Origin of the sequence: Streptomyces chryseus, assembly GCF_014650755.1 — a bacterium.
In the GTDB taxonomy this organism is placed as follows: Bacteria; Actinomycetota; Actinomycetes; order Streptomycetales; family Streptomycetaceae; genus Streptomyces; species Streptomyces chryseus.
Window position 1 is genome coordinate 1 of sequence record NZ_BMVO01000051.1, and the last position, 12,501, is coordinate 12,501.

A 12,501-nucleotide genomic window follows, 5' to 3' on the forward strand; every position below is an offset into this window, starting at 1 on the left:
CCGCCTCCTCCCAGCTGAGGTGGTCGGGCTTGGGCATCAGCTGGTTGGACTTCACCAGGGCGATCTCCGCCAGACCGCCGAAGTTCGTCTCGAAGCCCCAGATGCGCTGCTCGGGGTCGAGCATCGTGTCGTTGTGCCCGTCGGAGCTCTCCAGCTCGACGGACAGGCAGTGCGCGACCACCTCGTCGCCCGGCCGCCAGGCGTTCACACCCGGGCCGGTGCGCAGCACCACACCCGCCAGGTCGGAACCGATCACGTGGTACGGCAGGTCATGGCGCGCGCTCTGCGGCGACAGCCTTGCGTACCGCTCCAGGAACCCGAACGTCGGCACCGGCTCGAAGATCGAGGACCACACCGTGTTGTAGTTCACCGAGCTGGCCATCACCGCCACCAGCGCCTCGCCGGGACCCAGTTCAGGCGTCGCCACCGCCTGAACGTGCAGCGACTTGCGCGGGTCCTTCTCGGCGCTGGGTATCCCGGTGAACATCTCCGTCTCCTCCTTGCGGAGGGTCACCGCGCGGTAGGACTTGGGCAGTTCGAGTGCGGAGAAGTCGGCGGAGACGGCCGATGCCGAGCCGCCGTCCTGCCGGTCGAGCGAGTCGATCGCGTCGACGATGTGCTGCATCCTGGCGTTCCCTTCCGTGTGCCGTGCCGTGTGCCGTGCCGGTCGTCTCTCAGGGCCGCACGCCGACGAAGAGCCCGCGGCCGGTGGCGGCCTGCGGGAGGAATTCGACGCCGAGTCCCGCCGCGGCGAAGGCCGCCTCGTACTGCGCGCGCGAGAAGAGCGTGATCCGGTGGGTCTCCTTCAGGTGCTCCACGCCCTCCCCCGGGACACCGACCAGGTAGTCCACGTCGATCCGGGTCGCGCCGTCCTCGAGTGCCGAGTGGGAGAAGCGGGCGATGGTGCGGCCCTCGGCCTCCACGAGGCTCGCGCCGACGTACCCCGGTGTGAACGTCTCCGGGAACCACCAGGGGTCGACGACCACGACCCCGCCGGGCGGCAGATGTGCGGCGAACCGGCCGATCGCCGCGTCCAGTTCCCCCTGGTCCCGCATGTGCCCGATGGAACTGAACATGCAGATCACGGCATCGAAGCGACGCCCGAGAGCGAAGTCCCGCATGTCGCCCGGGTGGATGCGGACGGCCGGGTTGCGCCGCTGTGCGATGTCCAGCATGTCGGGGGACACCTCCACCCCGGCCACCTCCTGGAAGAACTCACCGAGGTGCCGCAGGTGCATTCCCGTGCCGCACGCCACGTCGAGGAGGGAGCGGGCCCGCGGACACCGCTGGGTGACGAGGCGCGCGAGCTCCTTGGCCTCCGCCTGGTAGTCCTTGCCCTTGCCCTGGTGCACCAGGTCGTACAACCGGGCTATGTCACCGCTGTATTCGAGGTTCATGGGGCTCCTTGCGAGATCAGCCGCGGCGGTGCGCGGCGGTGAGGCTTTCCAGGCGGGGGACGAGCGCGGCCGGGGTGGGCGCGGCGAGCATCTCGTCGGCGAGGCGGCGGGCGGCCTCGGCCATCTCGCGGCTCTCCAGGGCCCGCACGACGGCGCCGCGCAGGGTCTCCACGCCCAGCTCGCCGGGGTCCAGGGTGATCCCGGCGCCCGCCTCGGCGAGTTGCAGCCCCTTGAGCGGGGCGTCCCAGAGGGAGGCCACGACGATCTGCGGGACGCCGTGCACGGTGGCCGTGAAGCAGGTGCCCGCTCCTCCGTGGTGGACGATCGCGGCGCAGCTCGGCAGCAGGGCGTCCAGGGGGACGAAGTCGACCACGCGCACGTTGTCGGGCAGCCCCGCGGCGTCCGGGAGCTGCGCGGTGTCGAGAGTGGCGACGATCTCGGCGTCCACGTCGGCCAGCCCGGCCAGCAGTTCGTGGAACGCTACGTCGTCCGTGCCGTACGTCTCCCGGGTGGAGACGCCGAGCGTGATGCAGACCCGGGGCCTGGTGAGCGGCTCGGACAGCCAGCCGGGGACGACCGAGGCGCCGTTGTACGGGACGAAGCGCACGGGCACGACCTCGCCCGCCACGGGCAGGCGCAGGCTCGCGGCGCTGGGGTCGACCGTCCACTGCCCGGCGAACAGTTCCTCGACCGTGTCCTCGTCGGCGTCGAGGCCGTGGCGCTCCAGGGTCCAGGTGAGCCATTCGCCGACCGGATCCTCGCGCTGCTCGGCGGGGCGTTCGGCGAGCAGCGCGGTGAACTGCTGCCGTGCGTTGAGGACCACGTCCGGGCCCCACAGCAGCCGGGCGTGCGCGGCGCCGCAGGCGTGCGCGGCGACGGGCCCGGCGTAGGTGAAGGGTTCCCACAGCACGAGGTCCGGTTTCCAGGAGCGCGCCAGTGCCACCATGTCGTCGATGGTGCTGTCGCCGTTGAGCGGCGAGAAGCACATGGCCGACATGATCGTCTGCTGCCCGAGGGCGTGTTCCCAGGAGAGCGGCTCGTGGCGGGTGTCCACGAAGTCCATGCCCTGCTGGTAGAGGACGAGGTCGTCGCCGATCTCGGTGATCAGCTCGATGATGGCCCCGTCGTCGCCCACGGGTACGGCGCTCAGTCCGGAGCCGGTGATGGTGGCGGTCAGCGACGGCTGGCTGGCGACCCGCACGTCGTGCCCGGCGGCGCGCAGTGCCCAGCCGAGAGGGACCAGGTTGTAGTAGTGCGTGTTGTGCGCGAACGACGTCAGCAGGATCCGCATGGGAGGTCCCTCCTCAGTTCCGTGCGGCGGTGGCGGTCGGGGTACGGGCGGCCGGTGCGGCGGCGACGGGGAGGCGGGCGTGTCCGTGCAGGACCGGTGAACGGCGGCGCCGCACGGCCGGCCCGGTGGCGCGCAGACCGGGGAGCCGCACGGCCAGCGCGCCCAGTGCGGCTTCGGCGACCGCCCTGACCAAGGGCCCGGCGAGGCTGAAGTGCAGGTCGCCGGGAAGCCCGAACGGCCCGGGTACGGGCTCGGGCCGCGCCAGGTCGAAGGGGGCGGTCCGGATGTGGCCGCCGCCGCTGCCGGAGGCGGGCGGGACGCCGTTGCCGGACGCGGGGATGCCGTCGTGCCCGGCCGGATCGCGGTTGACGGCGGCGACCAGGATCACGACCCGGCCGTGCGCGGGGATGCGCTCCCCCGCGACCTCCGTGTCCTCGCGGGCCGCCCGCCACTCCAGGCGGACGGGCGGTGCGACGCGCAGGGTCTCCGTCACCGCGGCAGCCGCGAGGGCGGGGTCCTGGGCGAGTGCGGCCCACTGTCCGGGGTGCGCCAGCAGTTCCTGTACGGCGTTGGCGATGAGAGTCGTGGCGGGTTCGGCCGCGCCGACGGCCAGGGTGCGGGCGGCGGCGACCGCGTCGGGTTCCCGGCCGACCGGTGTCCCGCCCAGGGCGGACGCCAGTACGGCCGTCAGCTCGGACTCCGCGCGCGCCCCCGCCACGGCGTCCGGGAGGAGCTGCGGGCACAGGACGCTGTCCAGGGTGCGGCGGCAGCCGGCCAGCGCCTCGTCGAACGCGGCGGCCGATTCCCCGGGCACACCGAGCTGGTCGCGCAGGACCAGCGCGGGCAGCCTGCGGGCGTACGCGTCGACGAGGTCTGCCGTGGCGCCGTCGGCCAGGGCCGCCGCCACGCCGTCGAGGAGGACGTGGGCCAGCCTCTCGGCCGACTCGCGCAGCGCCGCCCCGTGCGGCGCCGGCATCAGGGGGCCGCCCCAGGCGGTGAACGCCCCGTACCGTTCGCAGCGGGCGCGGTCCGCGTCGAGCGCGGTGCCCGACAGGGGGAGTTCGCGCGCGCCGGGCCGCCGTCCGTCGGCCGTGAGCCAGTCGAAGGCCGGTGCGGCGATCACCTCGTCCGCGACGGCCCGGCTCGCCGTCACCCAGGTGTCCGGCAGTTCGCTGCGGAAGAGCGGGCCGTGGGCCCGTATCCGCTCCTCGTAGGGGGCCGGGTCGGTGGTCTCGGCGCGCAGCAGGAGTGCGTACGGGTCGTCCATGGTGCCGGCGAACCACTGGGTGGCTCGGGTGAGTTGCAGGCGGCGGCCGACGGTGGCCGGATCGTCCGTGGTCGGTGCGGGGCTCACTGGTGCCTCTCGTCGTCGGTGGTGCCGGCCGCCGGGCGGGTGTCCGCGGCGGGGAGGCGCAGGCCGTCGAGCCAGTGGACGACGGCGCGTGCGGTGTCGGGCGCGTGCTCGCCCATCACCGTGAAGTGGGTACCGGGCAGCGCGGTGGCGGTGTGCGCGTCCGCCCAGCTCGACTGCCAGCCGTCCGGCGGGCCGCTCCACTCGCCGAGGGGCTCGGAGGCCCGCAGGTGCAGGACGGGTGCCCGGGTGACCCGCGGCTGCCAGTCGAGCAGCATCCGGTGGTACGCGGCCATGGCGGTCAGCCGGGTGTCGTCGAGGGGGACGGCGGAACGCTCGGCCACCCAGTCGAGCATCTCGTGGCGCCACACGCCCATCGCCCCGGGATCGCCGGGCGTGTAGACGTCGACGAGTACGAGGCCGGCGGGCCCGCCTCCTTCCGCCTCCAGGCGGCGGGTGAGGGCGTGGGCCAGATTGGCGCCCGCGGAGTGTCCCAGCAGTACGAAGGGGCGCCCGGCGGTGTGCCGGGCGAGTGCGGCGGCCTGCGAGTCGAGGAGCACGTCGAGCGAGGCGGGCAGGTCCTCGCCCTGCTCGAAACCGGGTTGCGGCAGGGCGGTGAGGTCGCACCGGCCGTCGAGGGCCCGGGCCAGGGGGAGGAACTCGTGCGGGCCCGACGCGACGGAGGTGCCGGAACAGCCGATGATCAGCGGCCGGACCGGTTGGCCGGCCCGGATCGTCCTGGCCGGCCCGCCCGGTGCGGCGGGGGCGCTGCTCAGAACCACCGGGGTCGTGGGCCGGGCGTCGGCGCTCCGGAAGGCGGGGCGGAAGGCGGCGGCCGCGGCGAGGAGGTCGATCGCCTCGCCGACCCGGCGGGTCCGGACCGCCTCCTCGTACAGGACGGTGAAGCTGCTGCGTACCCGCGGCTGCGGGGCGCCGTCGGCCGGGTCGGGCGCGCGGTCGCCCCTGCCTTCGTCCCGGCCCGCGGCGAGCAGGCCGGCGAGGTGACCGGCGAGCGCGCGCGGGGTGTCGTGGTCGAAGAGGACCGTGGCGGGCAGTTCGACGTCCAGCGCCACGGCCAGTCGGCGGCGCAACTGGACCGTGGCCAGGGAGTCGAATCCGAGCAGCGGGAACCGCTCGTCGGCCGGGACGTCCTGCGGGTCCGGATGCCCGAGGAGGTCGGCGGTCTCGTCGCGGACCAGGGCGAGCAGGGCAGCCGGGCGGTCGCGGGGGCCTAGCCGTGCGACGTGTTGGCGCGGGGTGCCGGATCCATCGGCCGGCCGGTCGGTGGGGCGCGGGACGGTATGGGGCCGTGTGTCCGGTAGTTCGGAGATCAGCGGGCTGGGCCGGAAGGCGGTGAACCCGTCGGCGAACCGGGGCCAGTCCATGTCGGTGACGATGAGACAGGCGTCGTCGCCTCCGACGGAACGGGCGAGCACGTCGAGCGCCGCCGCCGGGGCCATGGCCCGTACGCCACGACGGCGCAGGTACTCGGCGCCGTCACCGTCGCCCATCCCCTCCCCCGCCCACACACCCCACGCGAGAGAGGTGGCGGGGAGACCGTCGGCGCGGCGGCGCTGGGCGAGGGCGTCGAGTTCGGCGTTGGCGGCCGCGTAGGCGCCCTGCCCGGCGCTGCCCCACGCGCCGGCCCCGGACGCGTACAGCACGAACGCGTCCAGGTTGTGGGAGCGCGTCAGCTCGTCGAGGTTCCGCGCACCGGCGACCTTGCCGGAGCAGACCTCGGCGAACAGGCCGGGGTCCGTTCGGGTCAGGGGGGCGGCCTGCGGGACGCCGGCGGCGTGGAAGACCGCGGTGAGCGGGGGATCCGCCGGGGCGGCGGCCAGCACGTCGGCCAGCGCGTCGCGGTCCGCGACGTCGCACGCCGCGAACGTCACCTTGACACCCCGTTCCAGCAGTTCCGCCTCGAGCGCGGCAGCCGTTCGGCCACGGCCGCCGTGGCGGCCCACGAGCAGCAGGTGCTCCGCCCCGTTGCGGGCCAGCCAGCGGGCGAGGTGTCCGCCGAGGGCACCGGTACCGCCGGTGACGAGCACCGTCCCCCGCGGCCGGTAGCGCGCGGCACCCGGCTCCGGATCGGCGCGGACCAGCCGGCGGCCGTGCCCGCCGGAGTCGCGGACCGCCGTCTGGTCCTCGGGGCCGTCGAGCAGCCGGACCGCCTCGGCCCAGTGGGCGTCCCGGGCGGAGACGGGCAGGTCGATCAACCCGCCCCACCGCAGGGGCATTTCGAGTGCGGCGGTGCGGCCCAGACCCCACAGCTGCGCTCCGGCACCCGTGGGCCGTTCGGCACGGTCCACGGCCACCGCGTCCTGGGTCACGCACCACAGGCGAGCGGGCACCGCCTCATCCTCCATCGTCTGAGCCAGGGCCAGGGTCGCCAGCACCCCCGCCGCCACCGGGCCGTGCTCCGGGTGCTCCCGATCATCGACGCCGAGGAGCGACAGCACGCCGGGACCGGTGCCGTCTGTGTCACTTTCCGTGTCACCTCCGGGCCGCGCGGCGGGCAGGGCCCGCGCGAGCAGGGCGGCCAGCGAGGACCGGTCCGCACCGTCCACGTCGACGGGGAGCGGGACGACGTGCGCGCCCACGGCCGTCAGGGCCCGCTCGGCGGACCGGGCGAGTGCGGCGCCCCTGCCCCGGTCGGGGTGGACCAGCAGCCAGGACCGGCGCGCGGCGGCCGGGAGGGCCGAGGCCGGGGCCGCGGGCAGCGGTCGCCATACGGTGCGGTAGCGCCAGTCGGGGAGCGCGCGCCCGGCGGCAGCGGTGGGTTCGATCCAGTACCGGCGGCGTTGGAAGGGGTACACCGGCAGAGGGACGCGCCGGGCGCCGGAGCCTGCGAAGAGCGCGGCCCAGTCGACGTCGGTGCCGGTGGTGTACGCGGTGGCGACCGCCCGGAGCACGGTGGCGCTCGCGGCGGGCCGCGCGGGCGCGCTCTCCCCGCCGCCCCGGGCGGGGCGACGCAGTACGGGCAGCAGCGTGACGTCGAGGTCGTCGGCGAGGCACTCCTGCGCCATCGCGCTCAGTGCTCCGCCCGGGCCGATCTCCATGAACGTGGTGACGCCTTGCGCGCGTGCGCTTCGTACGCCGTCGTGGAACCGGACGGTCCGCCGGACGTGCTGGACCCAGTGCTCGGGACGGCGCAGTGCGTCGGGCCCGACGGGTTGCCCGCCGGCCGCGTGGGCGATGACCGGAATGTGCGGGGCGCGGTAGTTCAGGCCTTCGGCGACGTCCCGGAAGTCGGCCAGCATGCCCTCCATGAGGGGCGAGTGGAAGGCATGGCTGACGCGTAGCCTCTTGGTGGCCCGGCCCAGCGACGCGAACCGTGCGGCCAGCGCCGCCACCGGCTGCTCCGCGCCCGATATCACCACGGCCTCGGGACCGTTGACCGCCGCGACGCCCACCGGGGCGGAGGTGGCGGCCAGCAGGTCGAGGACCTCCGACTCGGATGCCCGTACGGACACCATGGCTCCGCCCTCCGGCAGTTCCTCCATCAGCCGGCCGCGCGCGGCGACCAGGGCACAGGCGTCGTCAAGATCGAGGATTCCGGCGGCGTGCGCGGCGGTGATCTCCCCCACGGAGTGCCCGAGCAGCCGGTCCGGCCGCAGGTTCCAACTCGTCAGGAGCCGGAACAGCGCGACCTCGACGGCGAAGAGCGCGGCCTGCGTGTACCGCGTACGGTCCAGCAACTCCGCGTCCGGGCTGCCCGGTTCGGCGTCCAGCACCGCTGACAGCGGCCGGTCGAGGCCGGGGTCGAGCCGCACGGCGACCTCGTCCAGGGCGGTGGCGAACTCCGGAAAGGCTGCACGCAGGTCGCCCGCCATCTTGAGGCGCTGGCTGCCCTGCCCCGGGAACACGAACGCGAGCTTGCCGTCGCGCCGGCGTACCCCGCTGACCACTTGGGGGGCGCGACGCCCCTCCGCGACCGCGCGCAGGCCGTCCGCGAGTTCGGCACGGGTGGAGCCGAGCAGGACCGCACGGTGCTCGAACGCGCTGCGGGTGGCCGCCAGCGAGTAACCGATGTCGAGCGCGTCCGCGTCCGGCGCATCGCGCAGGTGCCGGTGGAGCCGGTCGGCCTGGTCGCGCAGGGCGGCTTCCCCACGGCCGGACACGACCCACGCCACGGGAGCGGACGCGGGGGCGGGCCGCGCACCCGTGGACGCGGGCGGGGGCGGGGGCGCGGGCGCGGGTGCTTCCTCCAGGACGACATGGGCGTTGGTCCCGCCGACGCCGAAGGCGGAGACCGCGGCGCGCCGGGGGCTGCCCGCCCGCTGTTCCCAGGGAACGGACTCCGTAAGAAGCCGCACGGCGCCCGCCGACCAGTCCACGTGCGGGGTCGGGGTGTCGACGTGGAGAGTGCGCGGCAGCGTTCCGTGCCGCATCGCCTGCACCATCTTGATGACCCCGCCGATCCCCGCGGCGGCCTGTGCGTGCCCGATGTTGGACTTCAGCGACCCCAGCCACAGGGGCCGGCCCCGGGTCCGTCCCTGGCCGTACGTGCCGAGGAGCGCGCCCGCCTCGATGGGGTCGCCGAGCCTGGTCCCGGTGCCGTGCGCCTCTACCGCGTCCACCTGGTCGGCCGTCAGCCGCGCATCCGCGAGCGCCTGCCGGATGACCAGCTGCTGGGCGGGGCCGCTGGGCGCGGTCAGACCGTTACTGGCGCCGTCCTGGTTGACGGCCGAGCCGCGTACCAGCCCGAGCACCCGGCGGCCGTCCCTCAGCGCGTCACTCAGCCGCTGGAGCACCAGCACCCCGACGCCCTCCGCCCATCCGGTGCCGTCCGCGTCCGCCGAGAACGCCTTGCACCGGCCGTCCGCGGCCAGCCCCTTCTGCCGGGAGAACTCGACGAACGCGGCCGGGTCCGGCATGACCGCCACCCCCGCTCCCAGCGCCAGGTCGCACTCGCCGCGCCGGAGCGCCGCGACCGCCACGTGCAGCGCCACCACGGACGACGAGCAAGCCGTCTCGATGGTCATCGAGGGGCCCTGCAGCCCCAGGACGTACGACACGCGCCCGGAAAGCACCGCGTCCGCGCTGCCCGTCAGCAGGTACCCCTCCGACCCTGCCGGGACCCGGCGCGGGTCGGAGGCGTAGTCCGAGTGCGCCGCTCCGACGTACACCCCGGTGCGGCTGCCGCGCAGCGCGTGGGGGGCGAACTCGGCCCGTTCGAGAGCCTCCCAACAGACTTCGAGGAGGTGGCGCTGTTGCGGATCCATCACCACCGCCTCCCGCGGCGAGATGCCGAAGAACGCGGCGTCGAACTCCGCCGCACCCCTCAGGAACCCCCCTTCGCGGCAGTATGTGGTCCCCTGCGCCTCCGGGTCGGGGTCGTACACGCCGTCGACGTCCCAGCCGCGGTCGGCGGGAAACGGCCCCACCGCGTCCGTCCCGCCGACGACCAGCTCCCACAGCGCCTCGGGCGAGTCGACGCCGCCGGGATAACGGCAGGCCATGCCGATGATGGCGACGGGTTCATGGCCGGCGTCCTCGAGTTCGCGGTTGCGCCGCCGAAGCCGCGCCGCCTCTTTCATGGACGTGCGCAGGGCCTCCACCAGTTTCTCGGTGGAGGGGTCGGCGGAGGACGTAGTCATGAGGGGGGAGTACCTCTCGCAGCGGGGCCGGGAAGGGGGGAAGGAGCGGGAGAGAGGGGAGGCGCGGCGCGGGTCAGGCGCCGGATTCCCCCAGCGCGAGCGCGATCAGCGCGTCGTCATCCAACTCGTCGATGATGTCGCGTGGTTGGTCGGACCCGGTGCGGCCGTCCAGCGCGGGGGCGGGCTCCCCCGTCTGAAGGGACCCGGACGCGTGTGCCGCTGCCAGGGCGAGCACCGGGTCGAGCAAGCCCGCTTCGCGCAGCGAGTCCAAGGGCAGCGACGCCAGCGCCGTCCTGATCCGCGCCTCCTCGCTCCGCGACTCCCCGGCCAGGGCACGCGCCTCCAGCAGCTCGGTCAGGTGGTCCGCGACCGACTCCGCCGTCGGGTGGTCGAACACCAGGGTCGGCGGCAACTTGGCCCCCACCTCCCGGCCCAGCCGGGTGGCCACCTCGACGGCCGTGAGCGAGCTGAAACCGAGGTCCCTGAAAGCCTGGTCGGCCGGTACCTCCACGGCCCCCGCGTACCCCAGCACGACGGCCACCTGCCGCCGGACCACATCGAGCAGCAACTCCTGCCGCTCGACCGGGCCGGACGCGGTGAACCGCGCGAGGAACCGCTGGCCGCCGGTGCTCTCCTCGCCGTCCTCGTCCCGCTTCCCCGCCTCGCCCGTTCCGCGGAGGGCGCCGATCAGCGGGCTGGGCCGGAACGCGGTGAACGACCTGGCGAACCGGGGCAGGTCGAGATCCGCTACGGCCACGCAGGTGTCATCACGTTCCAGAGCCGCACCGAGGGCCTGCACGGCCCGCTCCGGGTCCATCACGCGCAGTCCGCGCTCGCTGAGGAACTCCGCGCCCTCGCCTTCGCCCATGCCACCGCCGCCCCACAGGCCCCAGGCGATCGCGGTGGCCGGCAGTCCGTCGGCGCGGCGGCACTCCGCGAGGGCGTCGAGCGCCGCGTTCGCCGCCCCGTACGCCGCCTGCCCACCACTGCCCCAGACTCCGGCGCCCGACGTGTAGAGCACGAAGGCGTCGAGATCCCGCTCGCGGGTGAGCTCGTCCAGGTGGCGGGCCCCGGCGACCTTGCCGCCGTACACGTCCGCCATGCCGTCCGTACGCAGACCGAGGAACGCACCGGAATGCGGTACGCCCGCGGTGTGGAACACGGCGGTGGGAGGATACTCGTTTAGCAGCGCGGCCAGTGCCTCGCGGTCGGCGACATCGCACGCCGCCACCGTCACCCGCGCACCCGACTCCTCAAGCTCCGCGGCCAGAGCGGCCGCCCCGGGGGCGTCCATACCCCGCCGACCGGTGAGCACCAGATGCGCGGCACCATTCGCCGCCAGCCAACGCGACACATGGCCCCCGAGCGCACCGGTACCTCCTGTCACCAGTACCGTCCCGCGCGGGGTGTACGCCCGGCCGGCACCGGCCGCCGCCCCGGCGGCTGCCAGCCTGCGCCCGTAGGTGCCGGAGGCTCGTACGGCCACCTGGTCCTCGGCACCGGCCGCCGCCAGCGTCCGCACCAGCTGCCGCAGGCACCGGGCGTCCGGCGCGTCGGGGAGGTCCACGAGCCCTCCCCACAGGGCGGGCAGTTCCAGTGCGATGCCGCGCCCGACACCCCAGACCTGGGCACCCGCTGTGGAAGGCCGCTCCCCCGCCGTCACGGCGACGGCCCGGCGCGTGACGGTCCACAGCCGCGCGCCCCTGCCGGCGTCCGACGCCGCCTGGGCGAGGAGCACCGTACCGACGGTGGCACGGTCGAGCACGGGGTGGCCGGGGTGCGGCCGCTCGTCCATCGGGAGGAGGGAGAGGATGCCGTCCCAGGTGCCGGAGAGCCGCGCGGCAAGGCCGTCGCGCCCCAGCGCCACGGGGTCGACCACGAGCGGACTCACGGTGGCGCCGTGGTCGCGGAGTGCGTTGCCGATGTCGGTCGCGAGGCCGGGAGCCGTACCTTCCGAACCCTCGGCACCTTCCGTACCTTCCGGCAGGACCAGCAACCAACGCCCCGACAACCGGGGCACCTCCGGCACCGACAAACCCTTCCACACCACTTGATAACGCCACGCGTCGATCCCGGAAGGCTCCACGGAACCGCGCACACGGCCAGGACCACGAGGAGCGGTTTCGAGCCAGTAGTGGGTGCGCTGGAAGGGGTAGGTGGGCAGGTCGACCCGGCGGGTGGCGAGCCCGTGTGAGGTGTACGCGGCCTTCCAGTCCACGTCGACGCCTTGTACGAACGCCTCCGCCATGGACGTCCAGAACCGGTGCAGACCGCCCTCGTCCCTTCGAAGGGTCCCTACCACCACAGCGTTCTCGGCCGAGCTGCGAGTGCCGCGGTCCACGAGATCCTGCACGCCCATCGTCAGCACCGGATGGGCACTGACCTCGATGAACACCCCGAAGCCATCTACGACGAGCGCCTGAACAGCCTCCGCGAAACACACCCGCTGCCGCAGATTCCGGTACCAGTACCCACCATCCAGCCGCACCGCTCGGCCCGGCTCCACCGTGGACCAGAACGGAACCAGCGGCTCACGGGGTTCCACCGCACCCAGCAACTCCGCCAGTTCCTCTTCGATCTTCTCCACCTGGGACGAGTGCGAGGCGTAGTCCACCGGAATACGGCGGACCCGCACACCCTCCCGCTCACACATCTCCACGAAGTCGTCCACGGCCCCGACCGCACCCGAAACCACGGTCGCCGAGGGCCCATTCACCGCAGCAACACCCAACACCCCCGACCAGGCAGCCAGACGCTCTTCCACCTCGGCTACCGGCAGGGCTACGGACACCATCCCACCGCCCCCCGCCAACACACGGCCGATCGCCTGCGAACGCAACGCCACCACCCGCGCCCCGTCCT

Annotated in this window: 6 protein-coding genes; all 6 read right to left on the reverse strand. The window is 74.3% G+C overall.

Features of this window, described 5'->3' with window-relative positions:
- Positions 1–625: alcohol dehydrogenase catalytic domain-containing protein (locus tag IE185_RS32405; protein ID WP_189716521.1), on the reverse strand; the 625-nt coding region annotated here is incomplete at its 3' end.
- A 49-nt stretch (positions 626–674) separates the two neighbouring features.
- Positions 675–1,397: a class I SAM-dependent DNA methyltransferase gene (locus IE185_RS32410; RefSeq protein ID WP_138897383.1), complete on the reverse strand. Its 723-nt coding sequence runs from the start codon at positions 1,395–1,397 to the stop codon at positions 675–677.
- Positions 1,398–1,413: 16 nt separating this feature from the next.
- Positions 1,414–2,688, reverse strand: a complete 1,275-nt coding sequence (locus IE185_RS32415; protein WP_138897384.1) for an activator-dependent family glycosyltransferase — start codon at positions 2,686–2,688, stop codon at positions 1,414–1,416.
- A 13-nt stretch (positions 2,689–2,701) separates the two neighbouring features.
- Entirely contained in the window at positions 2,702–4,042 is a 1,341-nt protein-coding gene (locus IE185_RS32420) for a cytochrome P450 family protein (RefSeq protein WP_138897385.1), read from the reverse strand.
- A complete protein-coding gene (locus IE185_RS32425; RefSeq protein ID WP_189716523.1) occupies positions 4,039–9,639 on the reverse strand; it encodes an SDR family NAD(P)-dependent oxidoreductase in 5,601 nt (1,866 codons plus the stop codon). The genes IE185_RS32420 and IE185_RS32425 overlap by 4 nt, the downstream gene beginning before the upstream one ends.
- 73 nt (positions 9,640–9,712) lie before the next feature.
- A complete protein-coding gene (locus IE185_RS32430; protein WP_308432850.1) occupies positions 9,713–12,487 on the reverse strand; it encodes a type I polyketide synthase in 2,775 nt (924 codons plus the stop codon).
- Positions 12,488–12,501: the final 14 nt, after the last annotated feature.